General features: G+C 68.9%; 20 protein-coding genes and 1 pseudogene. 6 read left to right on the top strand and 15 right to left on the bottom strand.

Annotated features, from left to right (window positions below; translation table 11 throughout):
- Positions 1-21: 21 nt before the first annotated feature.
- The gene (locus tag NYP07_RS21745) at positions 22-297 is read right to left on the bottom strand and encodes a Tn3 family transposase (protein WP_268153902.1); all 276 of its coding nucleotides are present in this window, start codon (positions 295-297) and stop codon (positions 22-24) included.
- Here NYP07_RS21745 and NYP07_RS21740 point away from each other — a divergent pair.
- Positions 296-2887 (top strand): ATP-binding protein, encoded by a 2592-nt coding sequence (locus tag NYP07_RS21740; RefSeq protein WP_268153900.1) that lies wholly within the window; start codon positions 296-298, stop codon positions 2885-2887. The two genes, NYP07_RS21745 and NYP07_RS21740, sit on opposite strands and share 2 nt — an antisense overlap.
- 158 nt (positions 2888-3045) lie before the next feature.
- Positions 3046-3509, top strand: a pseudogene (locus tag NYP07_RS21735) (integrase); the annotation flags it as partial.
- Positions 3510-3599: 90 nt separating this feature from the next.
- Here the strand turns inward: NYP07_RS21735 and clpA are convergent.
- Together clpA and clpS are read right to left on the bottom strand one after the other, a co-directional pair.
- Positions 3600-5921 (bottom strand): ATP-dependent Clp protease ATP-binding subunit ClpA, encoded by a 2322-nt coding sequence (gene clpA, locus NYP07_RS21730; protein ID WP_268153898.1) that lies wholly within the window; start codon positions 5919-5921, stop codon positions 3600-3602.
- Entirely contained in the window at positions 5918-6298 is a 381-nt protein-coding gene (clpS, locus tag NYP07_RS21725) for an ATP-dependent Clp protease adapter ClpS (protein ID WP_268153897.1), read from the bottom strand. The genes clpA and clpS overlap by 4 nt, the downstream gene beginning before the upstream one ends.
- A 192-nt stretch (positions 6299-6490) precedes the next feature.
- On the opposite strand from clpS, the gene NYP07_RS21720 reads away from it, so the two are divergent.
- A complete protein-coding gene (locus NYP07_RS21720) occupies positions 6491-6733 on the top strand; it encodes a cold shock domain-containing protein (protein ID WP_268153976.1) in 243 nt (80 codons plus the stop codon).
- 164 nt (positions 6734-6897) lie between these two features.
- Positions 6898-9132, top strand: a complete 2235-nt coding sequence (locus NYP07_RS21715; protein ID WP_268153896.1) for an NADP-dependent isocitrate dehydrogenase — start codon at positions 6898-6900, stop codon at positions 9130-9132.
- Positions 9133-9193: 61 nt separating this feature from the next.
- Here the strand turns inward: NYP07_RS21715 and icd are convergent, their stop codons facing one another.
- From icd to hemN, 3 genes are read right to left on the bottom strand one after another with little or no spacing between them, the layout of a single operon-like run.
- Positions 9194-10447, bottom strand: coding sequence for an NADP-dependent isocitrate dehydrogenase (gene icd, locus NYP07_RS21710; protein ID WP_268153894.1), 1254 nt, complete (start codon positions 10445-10447; stop codon positions 9194-9196).
- Positions 10448-10506: 59 nt separating this feature from the next.
- Complete coding sequence (locus NYP07_RS21705) at positions 10507-11133, bottom strand: sulfite exporter TauE/SafE family protein (protein WP_268153892.1); 627 nt, start codon at positions 11131-11133, stop codon at positions 10507-10509.
- A gap of 21 nt (positions 11134-11154) precedes the next feature.
- Complete coding sequence (gene hemN / locus NYP07_RS21700) at positions 11155-12549, bottom strand: oxygen-independent coproporphyrinogen III oxidase (protein ID WP_268153890.1); 1395 nt, start codon at positions 12547-12549, stop codon at positions 11155-11157.
- 157 nt (positions 12550-12706) lie between these two features.
- On the opposite strand from hemN, the gene fnr reads away from it, so the two are divergent.
- Entirely contained in the window at positions 12707-13441 is a 735-nt protein-coding gene (gene fnr, locus NYP07_RS21695; RefSeq protein WP_378990027.1) for a fumarate/nitrate reduction transcriptional regulator Fnr, read from the top strand.
- Positions 13442-13512: 71 nt separating this feature from the next.
- On the top strand, positions 13513-14838 hold the full coding sequence (locus tag NYP07_RS21690; RefSeq protein ID WP_268153888.1) for an NAD(P)/FAD-dependent oxidoreductase: 1326 nt from the start codon (positions 13513-13515) through the stop codon (positions 14836-14838).
- Here the strand turns inward: NYP07_RS21690 and NYP07_RS21685 are convergent.
- The 9 genes from NYP07_RS21685 to NYP07_RS21645 form a co-directional block, all read right to left on the bottom strand.
- On the bottom strand, positions 14801-15094 hold the full coding sequence (locus tag NYP07_RS21685; protein ID WP_268153886.1) for a hypothetical protein: 294 nt from the start codon (positions 15092-15094) through the stop codon (positions 14801-14803). The two genes, NYP07_RS21690 and NYP07_RS21685, sit on opposite strands and share 38 nt — an antisense overlap.
- Positions 15091-15369 carry a hypothetical protein gene (locus NYP07_RS21680; RefSeq protein ID WP_268153884.1) on the bottom strand — a complete coding sequence of 93 codons (279 nt, stop codon included), beginning with the start codon at positions 15367-15369 and terminating at the stop codon, positions 15091-15093. Before NYP07_RS21680 ends, NYP07_RS21685 begins: the two co-directional genes overlap by 4 nt.
- A gap of 17 nt (positions 15370-15386) precedes the next feature.
- The gene (gene ccoG, locus NYP07_RS21675) at positions 15387-16823 is read right to left on the bottom strand and encodes a cytochrome c oxidase accessory protein CcoG (RefSeq protein ID WP_268153882.1); all 1437 of its coding nucleotides are present in this window, start codon (positions 16821-16823) and stop codon (positions 15387-15389) included.
- 8 nt (positions 16824-16831) lie between these two features.
- Positions 16832-17746: a cytochrome-c oxidase, cbb3-type subunit III gene (gene ccoP, locus NYP07_RS21670; RefSeq protein WP_268153880.1), complete on the bottom strand. Its 915-nt coding sequence runs from the start codon at positions 17744-17746 to the stop codon at positions 16832-16834.
- Positions 17743-17874, bottom strand: coding sequence for a cbb3-type cytochrome oxidase subunit 3 (locus NYP07_RS21665; RefSeq protein ID WP_268153878.1), 132 nt, complete (start codon positions 17872-17874; stop codon positions 17743-17745). The genes ccoP and NYP07_RS21665 overlap by 4 nt, the downstream gene beginning before the upstream one ends.
- Positions 17861-18517 carry a cytochrome-c oxidase, cbb3-type subunit II gene (gene ccoO / locus NYP07_RS21660; RefSeq protein ID WP_268153876.1) on the bottom strand — a complete coding sequence of 219 codons (657 nt, stop codon included), beginning with the start codon at positions 18515-18517 and terminating at the stop codon, positions 17861-17863. Before ccoO ends, NYP07_RS21665 begins: the two co-directional genes overlap by 14 nt.
- A gap of 11 nt (positions 18518-18528) precedes the next feature.
- Positions 18529-19974, bottom strand: a complete 1446-nt coding sequence (gene ccoN, locus NYP07_RS21655; RefSeq protein ID WP_268153874.1) for a cytochrome-c oxidase, cbb3-type subunit I — start codon at positions 19972-19974, stop codon at positions 18529-18531.
- Positions 19975-19984: 10 nt separating this feature from the next.
- Entirely contained in the window at positions 19985-20170 is a 186-nt protein-coding gene (ccoS, locus tag NYP07_RS21650) for a cbb3-type cytochrome oxidase assembly protein CcoS (protein WP_268153872.1), read from the bottom strand.
- A partial coding sequence (locus NYP07_RS21645) for an HAD-IC family P-type ATPase (protein WP_268153870.1) occupies positions 20170-20705 on the bottom strand: 536 nt, incomplete at its 5' end. The genes ccoS and NYP07_RS21645, both read right to left, overlap by 1 nt.

Genomic DNA, 20705 nt, shown 5'->3' with positions numbered 1-20705 from the left:
GATCGCTTTCAGGGAGATCGACTACGTGGCGGCCAGTTCCAGCGATTCCAACGCATCAGAGCCCCGCAGCACGAACGGCTTCCGCTCGGACAGATTCCTGAGTCGCGGGCGGAGGTCGAAGCCGAGGCCTTTGGCCACGGCCATGGCGGGGTTGGTGTAGCCGTGGGTGTCGACGGCCAGGATGGACAACCGCATCTCGTCGCTCTCGCGCGTGGCGTTGTACGTCTCGACGCCATGCACCGCGATGCTGTGCTGGCGGGTGTCCGGTGGATCTTCGGCTAGGGATGGCCGCAACATGCTGCGCCTGCGCCTGCTCGGCGGCTTCCACATCGAGCGCGCAGGCCAGCTGGAGCACACCAGGCTGCCCAGCCGGGCGGCGACGCTGCTGCTGGCCAGGCTGGCACTGCAACCCGGCCGCCAGCATCCGCGCGAGGAGCTGATCGAGCTGCTGTGGCCAGGCGTGGGGCTGGAAGCCGGGCGCAACCGGCTGCGCCAGACGCTGTCGACGCTGCGCGCGCTGCTCGAAACGCCGCAAGCCCCGTTGCTGCGGGCCGACCGCAGCCAGATTTCGCTGCTGCCTGGCGCGCTAGCGGTCGACGCACTTGACTTCGAGGCTGCGCTGGCCGACCCGCCCCAGGCTGCGCTCATCTACGGCGGCGAACTGCTGCCGGGCCATTTCGACGACTGGGTCGTGCAGGAGCGCTACCGCCTCGCCGCGCTCGCAGACGCCCTGCCCGCGCCGCAGCTGCGCAGCGCGCCGCCGACCGCTCTGCCCTCGTTCGCCACCAGCCTGCCGCGTTACCTCACCCGCTATTTCGCGCCGCCCGGCCGGCTCGAAGCCCTAGCGGCGCGGCTGCCGCATCTGCGCCTGCTCACCCTCATCGGCCCGGGCGGTGTCGGGAAGACGCGGCTGGCCGTAGAGCTCGCTTGGCTAGGCTTCTTCGAGGCCCACTGGAGCTGCGGCATGGCGGCCCTGGCCGATGTGCGCGACGAGGCCAGCCTCGTCGCCGCGCTGGAGCGCGCGCTGACCATCACGCGCGGCGGCGGCTGGCCTGCCGTCGAGGCCGCGCTGCAAGAACCGGGTGGCCTGCGCCTGCTGGTGCTGGACAACGCCGAGCAGGCCCTGGGCGTCGTCGCGCAGGCCGTGCAGCGCCTGCTCGCGGTGGCACCATCGTTGTGCCTGCTGGTTACGTCCCGGCATGCGCTGGAGCTGGATGGCGAAACCCTCGTCGACGTGGCACCGTTGGCAAGTGCGCCAAATGCGGCGCAGGACACCGCGCTGGCCCTGTTCATCGACCGCGCCCGTGCGGTGCGCGCAGACTTCCATGCCAGCCGCGACAACCGGGCCGCGCTGCACGACCTGATCCGCGAGCTGGATGGCCTGCCGCTGGCCCTGGAGTTGGCCGCGGCCCGCGTGCGCAGCTTCTCGCCGGCGCAGATGCTGGCGCAGTGGCATGGCGTGCACACCGAGCCAGACAGCCTGCCCGCCTGGCTGACCAGCACCACGCGTGCGCAGCGCCATGCGTCGGTCGCCGGCCTGCTCGACTGGAGCCTGGCCCTGCTGGCACCGGAGCCGCTCGCGCTGCTGCAGGCCTTGGCCGCCCTGCCCTGCACCTTCGCGCTGGCCGACGTGGAGGCGCTGGGCGGCACGCCGGCGCTGCTGGACGAGCTCGTCTGCCATTCCCTCGTGCAGGCCGGCGGCGAGGCCGAGCCGCGCTACGGCCTGCTGGAACTGCTGCGCCGCGGCGTGCTGGCACGCGTGGACATGGCGGCCCGCCGGGCCACGCGCCATCGGCTGCGCGCCGCAGTGTGCGAATGGGCCGCCTCGCTCGGGCTGAAGGCGCCCATCACCGCCTGGGCCGTTCGCCGAGAGCAGGCCCGCGCGCTGATCGCCAGCGCTGCCGACGATGGCGACGCCGGCACCGGCCTGCAGCTGGCCCTCGCGCTGCGTCCCTGCTGGGAGAGCGACGGCGTGGATCGCGCGCTGGTCGGCCAGCTCGGCACGCTGCTGCAGCAGGCGCCATGCTCCGCCGGCCACGAACTGCGCGCCCAGCTGGCCTTCACGCATGGTGACCGCGCCCTCGCGCTGGCCTCGGCTGAGCAGGCGCTGGAGCTGGCGGGTGGCGATGCCGCGGCGCGTGCAGCGGCCCTGGTGCGCCGCGCCTGGGTGCTGTTGGCGGGCGACAACCGCGAGCACGGCCAGGCCGGCCCGCTCGACGAGGCCGTCGCCCTGGCCCGCCAAGCTGGCGACATGGCGACCGAGGCGCGCGCCTGGCAGCAGCATGCGGCCATCGCGGTGTCGCGTGGGGAGCCGGCGCAGGCCGAGCTGCTGTACGCCCGTGCGCAGGCGCTGTGGGAGGCCGTGGGCCACTCGCGCCAGGCCGCGGCGCGGCTGCGCAACCGCGCGCAATGCCGCATCGAGCTCGGTGACGTGGCCACCGCAGTGGAGTGGATCACCGCCTGCCAGCGCGTGGCCGAGATGGATGGCGATGGTGTCGGTCAGCTCGACACGGCCTACACGCTGGCGATGGCCCACGAGGCGCGGCGCGACTGGCCGGCCGCCCTCGCTGCCGCCCGGCAAGCGCTGCGCATCGCCCACGCGCGCCAGCACCTGCACGCGCGGGCGTTGACGCTGCAGCTCTTTCCCCGGCCGCTCGCACGGTTGCGTGAGCCCGAGCGTGCGCTGCAGCTGGCGGTCTTCTCCGAACAGCACTGGTTGCGCCATCTCGGCGCACTGGGCGTGCGGGAGGCGCGTGCGCTGGCCCGCGTGCGCCGCCTTGCCGCCACCCAGCTCGCGCCGGACGCCCGCAGCGCCGCCATCGCCCGCGGCCGGGCCATGGAACTGACCGAGGCCCTGCAGCTTGCCCTCCGTGGCGACCCTGAATGACGAACGGCCCGCCGCGGCGGCCTCATCAGGCTGGTGGATGAGACCCTACGTGCCCATCTGCGGTGCGTGGGTAGTTGTGTCTGAGGACTTGTTTTCGGCGCTGGGTCGACGCCTGGTGATCGGTCGCAAACGCGATGGGCAGGCAGATTGAAAGCCACGAGCAGGGTGACCACTGGCTCCATGTGGTCGGCAAGGGCAGCAAGGCGGACAAGGTGTCTCTGCCGCCCCTGGCCTGGAACGCGCTGAATCGGCATCTTGTGCAGCGGCGGTACCCACCACGCCCATGCACTGGAGCCCACGCACGCCACTGCTGGGGACCTTGGAACAGGGCGAGTCCAGCATCACGGCGACGCGGCTGTGGAATGTCGTCAAGCGGTTCTTCGCGAAGGCAACCGAGGTGATCGGACCCGATAGCCCTGCCACCGTGGACAAATTGCTACGAGCAAGTCCGCATTGGATGCGGCACACCCATGCCAGCCATTCTCTGGCCAGGGGAGCCGAACTCACCAGCGTGCGCGACAACCTGCGCCATGCGTCGCTCTCCACGAACGCCATTTACCTGCACGGAGACGAGGTCAAGCGTGCGCGCCAACTGCGGGAGGCCTTTGCGGATCGAGGGTAGACCGAGGTGTGATTGCTTCACGGAAAAAATCTGGTTCGGGCTTACACCCCCAACAAGGGACGCAGAAGCGTCCCTTGCTGTCGTGGCCCATCAGGCCGTGGCGGGTTCCGCCTTGGGCTTGCCGTCCTTGGTCGGCTTGACGTTGGGCTGGATGTCGAGCACGGTCTCGCCCTTGTCGTCCACGTCCACCGTGAGCCGGCCGCCGTCCACCAGCCGGCCGAACAGCAGTTCGTCGGCCAGCGCGCGGCGGATGGTGTCCTGGATCAGGCGCTGCATCGGCCGCGCACCCATCAGCGGGTCGAAGCCCTTCTTGGCCAGATGCTTGCGCAGCGCGTCGGAGAAGCTGACCTCGACCTTCTTCTCGGCGAGCTGGCTTTCCAGCTGCAGCAGGAACTTGTCCACCACGCGCAGGATGATTTCCTCGTCCAGCGCGCGGAAGGACACGATGGCGTCCAGGCGGTTGCGGAACTCGGGCGTGAACAGGCGCTTGATGTCGGCCATCTCGTCGCCCTGCTGGCGCTGGGTCGTGAAGCCGATGGTCGCCTTGTTCATGATCTCGGCGCCCGCGTTCGTCGTCATGATGATGATGACGTTGCGGAAGTCGGCCTTGCGCCCGTTGTTGTCGGTCAGCGTGCCATGGTCCATGACCTGCAGCAGCACGTTGAAGACATCGGGGTGGGCCTTCTCGATCTCGTCGAGCAGCAGCACCGCATGCGGCTTCTTCGTGACGGCCTCGGTCAGCAGGCCGCCCTGGTCGAAGCCGACATAGCCCGGAGGCGCGCCGATCAGGCGGCTCACCGCGTGGCGCTCCATGTACTCGGACATGTCGAAGCGGATCAGCTCGATGCCCAGGATATAGGCGAGCTGCTTGGCCACTTCGGTCTTGCCGACGCCCGTGGGGCCGCTGAACAGGAAGCTGCCGACCGGCTTGTCGGGCCGCCCCAGGCCCGAGCGGGCCATCTTGATGGCGGCGGCCAGCGCATCCACGGCCGGGTCCTGGCCGAAGACGACGCTCTTCAGGTCGCGATCCAGCGTCTTGAGCTTGCTGCGGTCGTCGCTGTTGACCGAAGCGGGCGGGATGCGCGCGATCTTGGCGACGATGTCCTCGACCTCGGCGCGGGTGATGGTCTTCTTCTGCTTGCTCTTGGGCAGGATGCGCTGGGCCGCACCGGCCTCGTCGATGACGTCGATGGCCTTGTCGGGCAGATGGCGGTCGTTGATGTACTTGGCCGACAGCTCGGCCGCTGCCTGCAGCGCGCCGAGCGCGTACTTGACCGAGTGGTGCTCCTCGAAGCGGCTCTTCAGGCCCTTCAGGATCTCGATGGTCTGCTCGACGGACGGCTCGGCCACGTCGACCTTCTGGAAGCGCCGGCTCAGCGCCGCGTCCTTCTCGAAGATGCCGCGGTACTCGGTGAAGGTGGTCGCGCCGATGCACTTCATCGCGCCGCTGGACAAAGCCGGCTTGAGCAGGTTGCTCGCGTCCAGCGTGCCGCCCGAGGCCGCGCCGGCGCCGATCAGCGTGTGGATCTCGTCGATGAAGAGGATGGCGTGGGGCTGGTCCTTCAGCGCCTTCAGCACCGCCTTCAGGCGCTGCTCGAAGTCGCCCCGGTACTTGGTACCGGCCAGCAGCGCGCCCATGTCCAGCGAGTAGACGACGGAGTCGGCAAGGACCTCGGGCACTTCGCCTTCGGTGATCCTCCAGGCCAGGCCCTCGGCAATCGCCGTCTTGCCGACGCCGGCCTCGCCGACCAGCAGCGGGTTGTTCTTGCGGCGGCGGCACAGCACCTGCACGACGCGCTCGACCTCGGACTCGCGGCCGATCAGCGGGTCGATCTTGCCGTCCCTGGCCTGCTGGTTCAGGTTCTGCGTGAACTGTTCCAGCGGCGACGCCTTGGCGCTGCCGCCCTCGCCTTCCTCGCGCTCGCCGTCCTGGCCTTGGCTTTGGCCTTCCGGCGCCTTGGGCGGCTCGGGGTCGGTCTTCTTGATGCCATGGGCGATGAAGTTGACGACGTCCAGCCGCGTGACGCCCTGCTGGTGCAGGTAGTAGACGGCGTGCGAATCCTTCTCGCCGAAGATCGCGACGAGCACATTGGCGCCGGTGACTTCCTTCTTGCCGCTGCCGGTGCTCTGCACATGCATGATGGCGCGCTGGATGACGCGCTGGAAGCCCAGCGTGGGCTGGGTGTCCACCTCGTCGCTGCCGCCCACCATGGGCGTGTTTTCCTTGATGAACTGCGTCAGGCTCTTGCGCAGGTCATCCAGGTTGGCTGCGCAGGCGCGCAGCACCTCGGCGGCGCTGGGGTTGTCGAGCAGCGCGAGCAGCAGGTGCTCGACGGTGATGAATTCGTGCCGCTGCTGGCGTGCCTCGACGAACGCCATGTGCAAACTGACTTCAAGCTCTTGCGCAATCATGCGGCCTCCATAATGCACTGCAGGGGGTGGCCAGCACGCCGGGAGGCGGCCAGGACCAGCTCCACCTTGGTCGCGGCGACGTCCTTGGTGAAGACACCGCAGACCCCGCGCCCCTCGTGGTGGATTTTGAGCATGATCTGCGTCGCCGTATCGAGGTCATGCCGGAAAAATTCCTGCAGAACCATGACCACGAACTCCATCGGCGTGAAATCGTCGTTCAGCAGCAGAACCTGGTAGAGCCGCGGCGGCTCGGTTTTCTGGGTCTGGCGCTCGACGACGACCGCGCCCTCGCCTTCGTCCCGGCCCGGCTTCAACGGGGGCGCGGGCGGGGGCGGAACCGACTGGTTTCGCGGTGGAAAAACGGACAGCACAGGCATGGATCGATTCTATCGACGGGGGTCTTCCCCCGCAGACCGCGGGCACATGGCGACAGCCGGCCAAATTGCAAGCGCCCGGACGCCCGCTAGGGTCAACCCGGCCGGGAAGGTCCCGAATTGACGGCCGGTATCGCGCTACCAGAATCCGTGTCCGCCTCCATGGGAGGTGCCAGAAAGAACGGAGACAAGATGATGGCGCTGGGCAAAGTCAAGTGGTTCAACGATGCCAAGGGCTTTGGATTCATCGAGCCGGAGGCCGGCGGCGACGATGTCTTCGCCCATTTCTCGGCGATCCAGATGGAAGGCTTCCGGACGCTGAAACAGGGCAGCCAGGTGCAGTTCGATCTGGTGCAGGGCCCCAAGGGCCAGTTGGCGCAGAACATCACGCCGCTGGAGGCCGCCCGCAGCCTGGAGGCGCAGCCGCTGGCCTCCTGAGGCGCTCCTGCATCGCGAAGCCCCGTCGGCCGCCCGGCCGCGGGGCTTTGTGCTTTCAGCCTGCCGCGTCAGCAAACTCGCCGAGTGGCTTGCTAGAGTTCATGCCCTGCGCGCTGGCGCCCACCCGCATCAGCCTCAGGATTGCCCCCTTACCGGAAGACCTCATGACCGCCGAAAAGACCCAGATCGTTTACACCTTGACCGATGAAGCACCCCGCCTGGCCACCGCCTCGCTGCTGCCGGTCGTCCAGGCCTTTGCGGCGCAGGCGGGCATCGATGTCGTCACCAGCGACATCTCGGTGGCGGGCCGCATCCTGGGCCAGTTCCCGGAGCTGCTGTCCGAAGAGCAGCGCGTGGCCGACAACCTGGCCGCGCTCGGCAAGCTGACGCTGAAGGCGAATGCCAACATCATCAAGCTACCCAACATCAGCGCCTCGGTGGCGCAGCTGAAGGCCGCCATCAAGGAACTGCAGGACAAGGGCTACAAGATCCCCGACTTCCCCGAGAAGCCCGAGACGGACGAGCAGAAGGACATCCGCGCCCGCTACAACAAATGCATCGGCTCGGCCGTGAACCCGGTGCTGCGCGAAGGCAACTCCGACCGCCGCGCGCCCAAGGCCGTCAAGGAATACGCCCGCAAGAACCCGCACCGCATGGACGAGTGGAGCCAGGCCTCGCGCTCGCACGTGTCGCATATGCATGCCGGCGACTTCTATCACGGTGAGAAGTCGATGACGCTGGATCGCGCCCGCAACGTCAAGATGGAGCTGATCACCAAGAGTGGCAAGACCATCGTGCTGAAGCCCAAGGTCGCGCTGCTGGACCGCGAGGTCATCGACTCCATGTTCATGAGCAAGAAGGCGCTGCTGGCCTTCTACGAGCGCGAGATCGAGGATGCACGCAAGACCGGCGTGATGTTCTCGCTGCACGTGAAGGCCACGATGATGAAGGTGTCCCACCCCATCGTGTTCGGCCACTGCGTGCGCATCTTCTACCGCGAGGCCTTCGAGAAGCACGGCAAGCTGTTCGAGGAACTGGGCGTCAACGTCAACAACGGCATGGTCGACCTCTACACCAAGATCGCCACGCTGCCGGCCAGCAAGCAGGAAGAGATCAAGCGCGACCTGCACGCCTGCCACGAGCACCGCCCCGAGCTGGCCATGGTGGACTCGGCCAAGGGCATCACCAACTTCCACTCGCCCAACGACATCATCGTGGACGCCTCCATGCCCGCGATGATCCGCAGCGGCGGCAAGATGTACGGCGCCGACGGCCGCCTGAAGGACGTGAAGGCCGTGATGCCCGAGTCGACCTTCGCCCGCATCTACCAGGAGATGATCAACTTCTGCAAGTGGCACGGCGCCTTCGACCCGCGCACGATGGGCACCGTGCCCAACGTCGGCCTGATGGCCCAGCAGGCCGAGGAATACGGCTCGCACGACAAGACCTTCGAGATCCCCGAGGACGGCGTCGCCAACATCACCGACCTGGACACCGGCGAGGTGCTGATGAGCCAGGACGTCGAGCAGGGCGACATCTGGCGCATGTGCCAGTGCAAGGACGCCGCGATCCGCGACTGGGTCAAGCTGGCCGTCAACCGCGCCCGCAACTCGGGCATGCCGGTGGTGTTCTGGCTCGACAGCTACCGCCCGCACGAGGCGCAGCTGATCACCAAGGTCAAGATGTACCTGCACGAGCACGACACCACGGGCCTGGACATCCAGATCATGAGCCAGGTGCGCGCGATGCGCTACACGCTGGAGCGCGTGATCCGCGGCCTGGACACCATCAGCGCCACCGGCAACATCCTGCGCGACTACCTGACCGACCTCTTCCCCATCATGGAGCTAGGCACGTCGGCCAAGATGCTGTCCATCGTGCCGCTGATGGCCGGCGGCGGCATGTACGAGACCGGCGCCGGCGGCTCGGCGCCCAAGCATGTGCAGCAGCTGGTGGAAGAGAACCACCTGCGCTGGGACTCGCTCGGCGAGTTCCTCGCGCTGGCCGTCAGCCTGGAGGATCTGGGCATCAAGAACGGCAACGCCAAGGCCAAGGTGCTGGCCCAGACGCTGGACGCGGCCACCGGCAAGCTGCTGGACAACGGCAAGGGCCCGAGCCCCAAGACCGGTGAACTGGACAACCGCGGCAGCCACTTCTATCTGACGCTGTACTGGGCCCAGGCCCTGGCCGCCCAGACCGAAGACGCCGACCTGGCCGCCCGCTTCAAGCCCGTCGCCGAAGCCCTGGCCGCCAACGAGACCAAGATCGCCGAGGAGCTGAAGGCCGTGCAGGGCCAGCCGACGGACATCGGCGGCTACTTCCTGCCGGACGTGGCCAAGCTGGACAAGGTCATGCGCCCGAGCGCCACGTTCAATGCGGCGCTGAAGTCGCTGGCCTGATCGGCCGTTTCAAGCGAAACGGGGCGCCGCCGGCGCCCCGTTTTTCATGGCGAAGACCCGATCACATCTGGTCGATCATGACCTGCCCGAAACCGGAGCACGACACCTGCGTCGCGCCGTCCATCAGCCGGGCGAAGTCGTAGGTCACCTTCTTGCTCAGGATGGCCTTCTCCATCGCGCTGATGATGAGGTCGGCCGCCTCCGTCCAGCCCATGTGGCGCAGCATCATCTCGGCGGACAGGATCTCGGAGCCCGGGTTCACATAGTCCTTGCCGGCGTACTTGGGCGCCGTGCCGTGGGTGGCCTCGAACATCGCGATGGAGTCGCTCAGATTGGCGCCCGGCGCGATGCCGATGCCGCCCACCTGCGCGGCCAGCGCGTCGGAGATGTAGTCGCCGTTCAGGTTCAGCGTCGCGATGACGCTGTACTCGGCCGGGCGCAGGATGATCTGCTGCAGGAAGGCGTCGGCGATGCTGTCCTTGATGGTGATGTCCTTGCCCGTCTTCGGGTTCCTGAACTTGCACCACGGGCCGCCGTCGATGGGCTGGGCGCCGAATTCCTTCTGCGCCAGCGCATAGGCCCAATCGCGGAAGCCGCCTTCGGTGAACTTCATGATGTTGCCCTTGTGCACGATGGTCACGCTGGGCTTGTTGTTGTCGACGGCGTACTGGATGGCCTTGCGCACCAGGCGCTCTGTGCCTTCGCGCGACACGGGCTTGATGCCGATGCCCGAGGTCTCGGGGAAGCGGATCTTCCTGACGCCCATTTCGTCCTGCAGGAACTTGATGAGCTTCCTGGCCTTGTCGCTCTCGGCCTCGTACTCGATGCCGGCGTAGATGTCTTCCGAGTTCTCGCGGAAGATAACCATGTCGACCTTCTGCGGCTCCTTCACGGGGCTGGGCACGCCGTCGAAATACTGCACGGGGCGCAGGCAGACGTAGAGGTCCAGTTCCTGGCGCAGCGCGACGTTCAGCGAGCGGATGCCGCCGCCGACCGGCGTGGTGAGTGGCCCCTTGATGGAGACGACATAGTCCTTCAGCACCTGCAGCGTCTCTTCGGGCAGCCACACGTCGGGGCCGTAGACCCGCGTGCTTTTCTCGCCGGCATAGATCTCCATCCAGTGGATCTTGCGCGCGCCGCCGTAGGCCTTGGCCACGGCCGCGTCGACGACCTTGAGCATGACGGGCGTGATGTCGAAGCCGGTGCCGTCGCCTTCGATGTAGGGAATGATGGGCTGGTCGGGGACGTTCAGCGAGAAGTCGGCGTTGACGGTGATCTTCTGGCCACCTTCGGGCACCTGGATGTGTTGGTACATGGCTTGTGCGCTCCGCAAAGAGACGAGGGAAAACGAAACCCGGCGAGTTTATGGCTGGGTCAGCAGGCCAGCAGCACGCGCTGCCAGACCCCGTGGCCCAGCGCCCAGCCCGCGCCGAGCGCCAGGGCCAGGCCCGCGAGGCGCAGCGCCAGCATCTCGCCGCCCGCGCCGCGCCTGAGCAGCCGGGCCCGCCACAGCGGCGCCACGACGAGGCCGGGCGTGCTGGCCAACGCGAAGCCGGCCATCGCCAGCGCACCGCCGGCCACGGAGCCGGACAGGCCGGCCAGCAGCAGGGCCGCGTGCAGCAGGCCGCAGGGCATCGCCACCCAGGCCATGCCGGTGAAGAAGGCGTGGCGCGGCTGCGGGCGCCAGTTCACGGCGCCCAGCCAGACCGGCATGCGCCCGCGCACCAGCAGCGTCAGCCCCAGCAGCAGCAGGGCCGCCTGCAGCAGCGCCCAGGCCGGCTGCAGCAGCGCGATGCCCTGCGAAGCCCGCGCCAGCGCCTCGGCGGACGCAGCCACGATGGCGCCGCCGGCCGTGTAGCCGAGCAGGCGCCCGGCCAACAGGCGCGCGGGCCGCGGCCCGGCCGCCAGCGTGCAAGGGGCGCTGCACATGGCCGCGCAATGCGGCGTGCCGGCCAGGCCCATCAGCGTGGCCGACGCGATCAGCGCGGCATCCAGTGCCATCGGAGTGCGTTCAGGGCTTGTTCAGATGATTTTCGAGAAACGCTCGCGGCTGGCATCGGCCTGCAGATAACGGTCGAAGACCATGGCGACCGCACGCACGAAATACCAGCCCAGCGGCGTGACCTGGATGGCGTCGGGTTCCAGCACCACCAGGCCCTGCGCGGCCAATTGTTCCAGACGCTCGAACTCCGCGGCGAAATAGCTCGGCACGTCGACGAGGTAGGACGACGCGATGGACTCGAACTCCAGCCGGCCCTGGCACATCAGCGCCATGATGACCGCGCGGCGCAGCAGGTCGTCGCGGGTCAGCGCGAGGCCGCGCTGCACGGGCAGCTGGCGCTGCAGCAGCAGGTCCTGGTATTCGTCCAGCGCTTTGGCGTTCTGCGCAAAGGTGGCGCCCACGCGGCTGATGGCCGACACGCCCAGGCCGACGAGATCGCAGTCCGGCTGTGTGGAATAGCCCTGGAAGTTGCGGTGCAGCAGGCCCTGGCGCTTGGCGACGGCCAGCGGGTCGTCGGGCAGCGCGAAATGGTCCATGCCGATGTAGGCATAGCCCTCGCCGAGCAGCGCGCTGATCGCACCGGACAGCATGGCCAGCTTGTCGCCGGCCGGCGGCAGCAGCTCGGCCACGATGCGGCGCTGCGGCTTGAAGCGCTGCGGCAAATGGGCGTAGGCATACATCGCGATGCGGTCGGGCCGCAGCTCGGCCACCTGGCCGATGGTGCGGGCGAAGCTGGCGGGCGTCTGCAGCGGCAGGCCGTAGATCAGGTCGACGCTGATGGACGCGAAACCCAGTTCGCGCGCCGAGCGCATCAGCGCGGCCACGGACTCGACCGGCTGCACGCGATGCACGGCCTTCTGCACGGCGGGGTCGAAGTCCTGCACGCCGAAGGACAGCCGGTTGAAGCCCAGCGTCTTCAGATGCGCCAGCCGCGCCGCGTCGACCGTGCGCGGGTCGACCTCGATCGACAGCTCGGCCCCGGGCAGCAGGCGGAAGCGCCGGCGCAGCGCCGCCATCATCGAAGCGAGTTCTTCGTCGGACAGGAAGGTGGGCGAGCCGCCGCCCAGATGCAGCTGCGACACCGGCGCATGCCCGCCCAGCGCCGCGGCCACGAGGTCCATCTCGATCTCCAGTGCGGCCAGATAGGGCAGGGCGCGCTCGTGGTGGCGGGTGATGACCTTGTTGCAGGCGCAGTAGTAGCAGAGCTGCTCGCAGAAGGGGATGTGGACGTAGACCGACAGCGGCTGGGCGGCGCCGCGCTGGGCCAGCGCCTGCAGATGCTGGGGCGCCTGGTGGGCCTCGACGAAACGGTCGGCGGTCGGGTAGGAGGTGTAGCGCGGGCCGGCCACGTCGTGGCGCCTCATGTTGGCGTCAAGCAGGTCGGGGTCCAAGGGTCGGTCGGTCACGGCAGCCATGTGGACACTTTGCCCCAGGGCACCGCGAGCCGGTCTTGATCCACATCAATTGCACAGCGCACGCGCCAGCCAAGAATGCCTGAAGTTGACACAACTCCAGAACGCCATGCTGATGAAGACCCTCGCGCCTACATCCCGCATGTCGATAATGCACGACATGCCGACGCCCAACTCCGCCGCCATCGAGCCGCTCAAGGTCGCCTGCGCGAGCTGCAATCTGCGCGAGCTCTGCCTGCCCGTCGGGCTGAACGCCAGCGAGCTGGATCAGCTCGACGGCCTCGTCGCCAAGCGGCGCGCCGTGCCGCGCGGCGAGCACCTGTTCCGCAACGGCGAGCGGTTCGAGGCGCTGTATGCAGTGCGCACCGGCTTCTTCAAGACCTGCGTCGGCAGCGAGGACGGCCGCGACCAGGTCACGGGCTTCCAGATGGCCGGCGAGCTGCTGGGCCTGGACGGCATCAGCAGCGACCACCACCACTGCGACGCCGTCGCGCTGGAGGACTCCTCGGTCTGCGTGATTCCCTACACGCAGCTGGAAGGGCTGTCGCGCGAATTCAGCGTGCTGCAGCACCAGTTCCACAAGATTATGAGCCGCGAGATCGTGCGCGACCATGGCGTGATGCTGCTGCTGGGCAATATGCGCGCCGAGGAGCGGCTCGCGGCCTTCCTGCTGAACCTGACCCAGCGCCTGCAGGCGCGCGGCTTCTCGGCGTCCAGCCTCGTACTGCGCATGACGCGCGAGGAGATCGGCAGCTACCTCGGCCTCAAGCTGGAAACGGTGAGCCGCGCGTTCTCCAAGTTCCAGGAAGACGGCGTGCTGGACGTGAAGCAGCGCCAGATCACGGTGCTGGACCAGCCGGCCCTGCAGCGCCTGGTCTCCAACGCGGCCTGCTGACAAGGCGCTCAAAAAGGCCCTTGTCGGCGCATGTTGCTGCACCGCAGCAATATCGGACGTAGCATCGGGCCATGCGTCCCCAAGTCCTGATCATCGGCTGCGGCTTCGGCGGCCTGGAGGCGGCACGAGCACTCCGTGCCGCCGATGTCGACGTCACCGTCATCGACAAGACCAACCACCACCTGTTCCAGCCTCTGCTCTACCAGGTGGCCACGGCGGGGCTGTCGGCACCGTCCATTGCGGCGCCCATCCGCCATCTGTTCCGTGGCCGGCACCGCGTGACAACGCTGCTCGGCGAAGTCGTCGGCATCGACGCCGCCGCGCGGACCGCCACGCTCAAGGATGGCGCGCAGCTGCGCTGGGACCAGCTCATCGTCGCCGCCGGCGCCACGCACAGCTACTTCGGCCGCGACGACTGGGCCGCGCATGCGCCGGGGCTGAAGACGCTGGACGACGCCTTCGAGATCCGCCGCCGCGTGCTGCTGGCCTTCGAGGCCGCCGAGCGCGAAGACGATCCCGCCAGGCGTGCGGCGCTGATGCAGTTCGCCGTCATCGGCGCCGGGCCGACCGGCGTCGAGCTGGCCGGCACATTGGCCGAGATCGCCCGCCACACGCTGCCCGGCGAGTTCCGCCGCATCGACCCGCGCCAGGCCCGCGTGCTGCTCGTCGAGGGCGGCGCGCGCGTGCTGCAGGCCATGCCCGAAGGCCTGAGCGAGAGCGCCCGCGAGCAGCTCGCCGCGCTGGGCGTCGAGGTGAGGCTGAACGCCCGCGTGACCGGCATCGATGCCGAGGGGCTGGACATCGCGACGCCCTCAGGCCCCGAGCGCCTGGCCAGCCGCTGCATCGTCTGGGCCGCCGGCGTGGCCGCGTCGCCGCTGGGCCGTGCGCTGGCCGCGGCCACGGGCTGCGTGCTGGACCGCGCCGGCCGCGTCGTCGTCGAGCCCGACCTGAGCCTGAAGGGCCATCCGGACATCCAGGTCATCGGCGACCTCGCCGCCGCGCAGAGCCACGCGCCCGGCCGCGAACCGAAGCCCGTGCCCGGCGTGTCGCCCGGCGCCAAGCAGATGGGTCGTTGCGCGGCGGCCAATATCGGGCGCCGGCTGCGCGGCGAGGCCACGCAGGCCTTCCGCTACCGCGACTACGGCAATCTCGCCACCATCGGCCGCCACAGCGCCGTCGTCGACCTGGGCACGCCGCTCGGCGCACTGCGCTTCTCGGGCTATGCGGCCTGGCTGTTCTGGCTGTTCGCCCACATCTGGTTCCTGATCGGCTTCCGCAACCGCTTCGTCGTGCTGATGGACTGGGCCTGGGCCTACTGGACTTACGACCGCAGCGCGCGCGTCGTCGCCGGCCGCGGGCTCAGCGAGGCCAGCCCGGCGAGCGGCGCGCGGGCCTGACGCCCTCGGCCGGCTGGCTGACCAGCAGCAGCGCCAGGCTGGCGCCCAGCGCGATGACGCCCCAGAAGATCAGGAAGCTGACGGTGTAGACCGCCTGGGCCGACAACTGCACCGGCGCCGCGCCGAACCAGCGCAGGTCGCCCGGGTCGATGACCGCGAACACCAGCACCTCGAGCACGCCGGCACAGAGGAAGGACGACCAGGCCACGGCCAGCGCGAAGCGCTTGACGCGCGAGAGGCCGGGCTGGCCGTTCATCGCTTCAGGCCCGCGGTGCCGGTGGCGGCGTGGTTGCGGGCGACCATGGCCGGCACGACATCGCCCTCGCGGGCGCGCAGGTCGGCCGGCTCGACCTCGTCGGCGGCCTGGGCCGTGCTGGCGTGCAGGTCCAGCGGCGGGTCGGGATGGCGGATCGCCAGCGCCAGCGACACGAAGCTGGCGACGACGACGATGGCCGGGCCGGACACGACGAGCCAGACCATGGGCTCGCGCCAGGCCGGCACGGAGGGAGGTGTCAGGGTGGTGGTGTCCATCGGAGGCTCCTGCCGCGTCAGCGCGGCACGACGAAGGTGGATTTCTCGGAGACGGTCTCGCCGCCGTTCGGGGTCTCGCGGCGCACCTGCCAGCGCATCGGGTGGGCGCCGGGCTTGAGGGCCTGCGCCGCCTCGGGCGGCATGCGCAGCGACACCGCCACCCAGCGCGCCTCGGCGGGCCCGACCTCGACGGCCGTCGCCTGGCCGAGCTTCAGGCCGGGCAGGCCGTCGGCCTCGACGCGGTAGCGCTGCGGCGACTCGGCCGCATTCATGATCTGCAGGCGGTAGACATTCTCGATCCAGCCGTCCTCCACCAGCCGCGCCAGCGCCGCGCGGTCGCGCACGACGTCGACGCGGAAGCTGTGGCGCGACAGCAGGCTGTAGAGCAGGGCCGAGCAGATCAGCAGCAGCACCGCGCCGTAGACCAGCACGCGCGGCCGCAGCACGCGGCGCCAGCGCTGCGCGCGCGTGAGGTGCTGCTCCAGGCCGTTCTCGGTGTCGTAGCGGATCAGGCCGCGCGGCGTGGCCATCTTGTCCATGACGCCGTCGCAGACATCGATGCAGGCCGCGCAGCCGATGCACTCGTACTGCAGGCCGTCGCGGATGTCGATGCCGGTCGGGCAGACCTGCACGCACAGGCCGCAGTCGATGCAGTCGCCGACGGCCTCGCTGCGCGCCTCGCCCTTCTTGCCGCGCAGCGCACTCCTGCCGCGCGGCTCGCCGCGCTCGGCGTCGTAGCTGATGATGAGGGTGTCGCGGTCGAACATCGCGCTCTGGAAGCGCGCATAGGGGCACATGTACTTGCAGACCTGCTCGCGCATATAGCCGGCGTTGCCGTAGGTCGCGAAGCCGTAGAACAGCACCCAGAAGGTTTCCCAGGGGCCGAGGCCCAGGGCCAGTACCTCGGCGCCCAGCTCACGGATGGGCGTGAAGTAGCCGACGAAGCTGAAGCCCGTCCACAGGCCGATGGCGATCCAGGCGAGCTGCTTGCCGGACTTGCGCCAGAGCTTGTTCCACGACCAGGGCGCCTTCTCGAGCCGCAGCCGCGCATTGCGGTCGCCTTCGAACCAGCGCTCCACGACCATGTAGATCTCGGTGTAGACGGTCTGCGGGCAGGCATAGCCGCACCAGACCCGCCCCGCCACGGCCGTGAACAGGAAGAGCGCGAAGGCCGAGATCATCAGCAGCACCGCCAGGTAGACGAAGTCCTGCGGATACAGCACCAGGCCGAAGACGTAGAAGCGCCGCGAGCCGAGGTCGAACAGCACGGCGGGCCGGTCGCCCCAGCTCAGCCAGGGCAGGCCGTAGAAGACAGCCTGCGTCAGCGCGACGAAGGCCCAGCGCCAGCGGGCGAAGAGGCCGTCCACCGCGCGCGGATGGATCTTGTCCTCCGAGCGGTAGAGGCGAATGACGGCGGTGGCGTCGCCCTGGGGCTTGGCGGGGGGAGCGGGCATCGGCGGCTTCAGGGCGCGGCGGCAACCTGCGGCTGCGACAGGCCCCAGACATAGGCGGCCAGCACGCGGATCTGCTCGGGCGTGAGCCGCTCGCCATGGGCCGGCATCACATTGTGCTTGCCGTTGTTGACCATGGCCATGATGGCCTCCTCGCCCCAGCCGTGCAACCAGATCTTGTCGGTCAGGTTGGGCGCGCCCAGCGCCTGGTTGCCCTTGCCGGCCGGGCCGTGGCAGGCCGCGCAGACGACGAACTTCGGCTTGCCGAGCTGGGCATAGAGCGCGTTGTGCGGGCTGCCCGACAGCGACATCACATAGTGGGCGACGTTGCGCACGTCCTCGGCGCTGCCCACGGCCGGCGCCATCACAGGCATATTGCCCTCGCGGCCCTTGGTGATGGTCTCGACGATGGTGTCGTAGCTGCCGCCCCAGAGCCAGTCGTTGTCGGTCAGGTTGGGAAAGCCCTTGGAGCCCTTGGCATCGGCGCCATGGCATTGCGCGCAGTTGTTGGCAAACAGCCGCTCGCCGATGGCGTGGGCCTTGGGGTCCTTGGCGAGCTGCTCGGGCGTCATGCCCGTGAACGCGGCGTAGACGGGCGCCATGGCGGCACGGGTCTGGGCCACGTCGGCGGCATGCTCGCCCAGGCTGGTCCAGCCGAGCTTGCCGGCGGCGCTGCCCAGGCCCGGGTAGAGGGCCAGGTAGATGCCGGCGAAGGCCACGGTCAGCACGAACAGGCCCATCCACCACAGCGGCAGCGGGTTGTTCAGCTCGCGCAGGTCTTCGTCCCAGACGTGGCCGGTCGTGTTGTCGGCGGCCGAGGGCTGGCGCCGGCTGGCGATCAGCAGCAGCAGGATGCAGGCCAGCAGGCCAAACACGGTGGCGGCGGCGACGAAGAACGACCAGCCGGGGCTGATGAAATCGCTCATTGATCATCCCCTTGCAGCGGCAGGGTGGCGGCATCGTCGAAGCGGCCACGCCAGGCCCAGACGACGATGCCGACGAAGACGGCCAGCGACACCACGGTCACGGCCGCGCGGAGTTCATTGATGCCCATGGGCGGTCTCCTTGACGGGGGTGGTGCCCAGCACCTGCAGATAGGCGATCAGCGCGTCCAGCTCGCTCTTGCCGGCGACGGCCTTGGGCGAGCCCTCGATGTCGGCATCGGTATAGGGCACGCCGAGGCGGCGCAGCGCGCTCAGCTTGGCCGGCAGCGCGGCGGCATCGACGCTCGCGCCCGCCAGCCAGGAATAGGCCGGCATATTGGACTCGGGCACGAGGTCGCGCGGGTTGTTCAGGTGGATGCGGTGCCACTCGTCGCTATACCTGCCGCCGACGCGGTGCAGGTCGGGACCGGTGCGCTTGCTGCCCCACTGGAAGGGGTGGTCGTAGACGAACTCGCCCGCCGTGGAATAGGCGCCGTAGCGCAGCGTCTCGGCCAGCAGCGGGCGGATCATCTGCGAGTGGCAGTTGTAGCAACCCTCGCGCAGATAGATGTCGCGGCCGGCCAGCTGCAGCGGCGTGTAGGGCTTGAGGCCGGGGGCGGCCTGCGTCGTCGAGCGCTGGAAGAACAGCGGCACGATCTCGACGAAGCCGCCGACGAAGACCGTCAGCAGGACCAGCACGATCATCAGCAGGTTGCTGGTCTCGATGCGCTGGTGGCCCGTCACCCGTCCGGCGCGTTCGGTATTTGCAGTCATCCGCGTCTCCTTCAGGCGTGGGCCATGACTTGGGGGATGCGCACCGGCTGGGCCCTGCCCGCCTGCACGGTACGCACGACGTTCCAGGCCATGACCAGCATGCCGGCGAGGTAGAGCAGGCCGCCGAGCAGGCGCGCCACATAGAACGGCCAGGTCGCCTTGACGCTTTCGACGAAGGTGTAGACCAGCGTGCCGTCGGGGTTGACCGCGCGCCACATCAGGCCCTGCATGACGCCGGCGATCCACATCGCGGCGATGTAGAGCACGATGCCCAGCGTCGCGATCCAGAAGTGCAACTCGATGGCGCGCCTGGAGTACATCTGCGTGCGGCCGAACATGCGCGGGATCAGGTGGTAGAGCGAGCCCATCGAAATCAGGCCCACCCAGCCCAGCGCGCCGCTGTGCACGTGGCCGATGGTCCAGTCGGTGTAGTGCGACAGCGCGTTGACCGTCTTGATCGACATCATCGGGCCCTCGAAGGTCGACATGCCGTAGAAGGACAGCGACACGATGAGGAACTTCAGGATCGGGTCGTCGCGCAGTTTGTGCCAGGCGCCCGACAGGGTCATGATGCCGTTGATCATGCCGCCCCAGCTCGGCGCCAGCAGCACCAGGCTGAAGATCATGCCCACGCTCTGCGCCCAGTCCGGCAGCGCCGTGTAGTGCAGGTGATGCGGGCCCGCCCACATATAGGTGAAGATCAGCGCCCAGAAGTGGACGATGGACAGGCGGTAGCTGTAGACCGGGCGCTCGGCCTGCTTGGGGATGTAGTAGTACATCATCCCGAGGAAGCCCGCGGTCAGGAAGAAGCCCACCGCGTTATGCCCGTACCACCACTGCACCATGGCGTCCTGCACGCCGGCATAGGCGGAATAACTCTTCCAGAAGCTGACCGGCATCACCGCGCCGTTGACGATGTGCAGCAGGGCCACCGCGAGGATGAAGCCGCCGAAGAACCAGTTGGCCACGTAGATGTGGCGGATCTTGCGCCGCCCCACCGTGCCGAAGAAGACGATGGCATAGGCCACCCAGGCGATGGTGATCAGCACGCCGATGGGCCACTCCAGCTCGGCGTATTCCTTGCCGCGCGTAAAGCCCAGCGGCAGCGAGATGGCCGCCGCGACGATGACGAGCTGCCAGCACCAGAAGTGGAACCAGGCCAGGCCGGGCGCGAACAGCCGCGTCTGGCCGGTGCGCTGCACGACGTGGTAGCTGGTGGCCATCAGCGTGCAGCCGCCGAAGGCGAAGATGACGGCGTTGGTGTGCAGCGGCCGCAGGCGGCCATAGCTCAGCCAGGGGATGCCGGCGCCGATCTCGGGCCAGGCGAGCTGCGCGGCGATGAAGACGCCGACCGCCATGCCCACCACGCCCCACAGCACGGCGGCCAGCGCGAATGCGCGTACCGGCCCGTCCTCGTACACCGCACCAGGCGCTGCCTGGGCTCTTTCGTTCGCCATCGCGGCTCCTTCACTCTGAAGAAAACGATTCTTTGCGGGGACCGGCGGGGGCGCCTTGATCCTCGTCAAGCAGGATGCGTTCGGCCTCGTGTTCGAAACCATCGAGCTGCCCCGAGTTCACGGCCCAGCCGAACACCGCCACGATGAGCAGCACCAGCACGACCGAGAAGGGGATGAGCAGGTAGAGGATGTCCATCAGCGGTTCAATCGTTGCGCGTTGAGGACGACGAACAGCGAGCTGCTTGCCATGCCCACGCCCGCGGCCAGCGGTGGCAGCCAGCCCGTGAGCGCCAGCGGCACGCAGGCCAGGTTGTAGAGCGCCGCCCAGGCCAGGTTCTGGCGCAGCACGCGGCGGGTCTTCTGCGCCAACGCGAGCGCCTGAGGCAGGGCCATCAGCCGGTCGGACACCAGCAGCGCATCCGCCGCGCTGCGCGCCAGCATGGCGCCCTGCCCCATCGCGATGCGCACGTTGGCGGCGGCCAGCACCGGCGCGTCGTTGATGCCGTCGCCCACCATCAGCACATGCTCGCCGTCGGCCTGCCACTCGCGCAGCGCGGCGAGCTTGGCCGCGGGCGTCGCGCCGCCGCGCCAGTGCGCGATGTCCAGGCGGGCCGCCATGCGGGCGACGGCGGCCGGCTGGTCGCCCGACAGCAGGCGCACGCGCCGGCCGGCGGCGCGCAGGGCCGCGACGGCCTCGGCCGCATCGGCGCGCGGCGCCTCGGCCAGGTCCA

This window comes from Pelomonas aquatica, from assembly GCF_026712205.1.
Lineage (GTDB): Bacteria > Pseudomonadota > Gammaproteobacteria > Burkholderiales > Burkholderiaceae_C > Pelomonas > Pelomonas aquatica.
Note: the sequence above shows the minus strand (reverse complement) of the source record. Positions and strands in the feature narration are given on the sequence as shown.

Coding starts and splice junctions, on each gene's coding strand:
- NYP07_RS21740 (WP_268153900.1), top strand. CDS start 296: ATGCTGCGCCTGCGCCTGCTCGGCGGCTTCCACATCGAGCGCGCAGGC.
- NYP07_RS21745 (WP_268153902.1), bottom strand. CDS start 297: ATGTTGCGGCCATCCCTAGCCGAAGATCCACCGGACACCCGCCAGCAC.
- clpA (WP_268153898.1), bottom strand. CDS start 5,921: ATGATTGCGCAAGAGCTTGAAGTCAGTTTGCACATGGCGTTCGTCGAG.
- clpS (WP_268153897.1), bottom strand. CDS start 6,298: ATGCCTGTGCTGTCCGTTTTTCCACCGCGAAACCAGTCGGTTCCGCCC.
- NYP07_RS21720 (WP_268153976.1), top strand. CDS start 6,491: ATGGCGCTGGGCAAAGTCAAGTGGTTCAACGATGCCAAGGGCTTTGGA.
- NYP07_RS21715 (WP_268153896.1), top strand. CDS start 6,898: ATGACCGCCGAAAAGACCCAGATCGTTTACACCTTGACCGATGAAGCA.
- icd (WP_268153894.1), bottom strand. CDS start 10,447: ATGTACCAACACATCCAGGTGCCCGAAGGTGGCCAGAAGATCACCGTC.
- NYP07_RS21705 (WP_268153892.1), bottom strand. CDS start 11,133: ATGGCACTGGATGCCGCGCTGATCGCGTCGGCCACGCTGATGGGCCTG.
- hemN (WP_268153890.1), bottom strand. CDS start 12,549: ATGGCTGCCGTGACCGACCGACCCTTGGACCCCGACCTGCTTGACGCC.
- fnr (WP_378990027.1), top strand. CDS start 12,707: ATGCCGACGCCCAACTCCGCCGCCATCGAGCCGCTCAAGGTCGCCTGC.
- NYP07_RS21690 (WP_268153888.1), top strand. CDS start 13,513: ATGCGTCCCCAAGTCCTGATCATCGGCTGCGGCTTCGGCGGCCTGGAG.
- NYP07_RS21685 (WP_268153886.1), bottom strand. CDS start 15,094: ATGAACGGCCAGCCCGGCCTCTCGCGCGTCAAGCGCTTCGCGCTGGCC.
- NYP07_RS21680 (WP_268153884.1), bottom strand. CDS start 15,369: ATGGACACCACCACCCTGACACCTCCCTCCGTGCCGGCCTGGCGCGAG.
- ccoG (WP_268153882.1), bottom strand. CDS start 16,823: ATGCCCGCTCCCCCCGCCAAGCCCCAGGGCGACGCCACCGCCGTCATT.
- ccoP (WP_268153880.1), bottom strand. CDS start 17,746: ATGAGCGATTTCATCAGCCCCGGCTGGTCGTTCTTCGTCGCCGCCGCC.
- NYP07_RS21665 (WP_268153878.1), bottom strand. CDS start 17,874: ATGGGCATCAATGAACTCCGCGCGGCCGTGACCGTGGTGTCGCTGGCC.
- ccoO (WP_268153876.1), bottom strand. CDS start 18,517: ATGACTGCAAATACCGAACGCGCCGGACGGGTGACGGGCCACCAGCGC.
- ccoN (WP_268153874.1), bottom strand. CDS start 19,974: ATGGCGAACGAAAGAGCCCAGGCAGCGCCTGGTGCGGTGTACGAGGAC.
- ccoS (WP_268153872.1), bottom strand. CDS start 20,170: ATGGACATCCTCTACCTGCTCATCCCCTTCTCGGTCGTGCTGGTGCTG.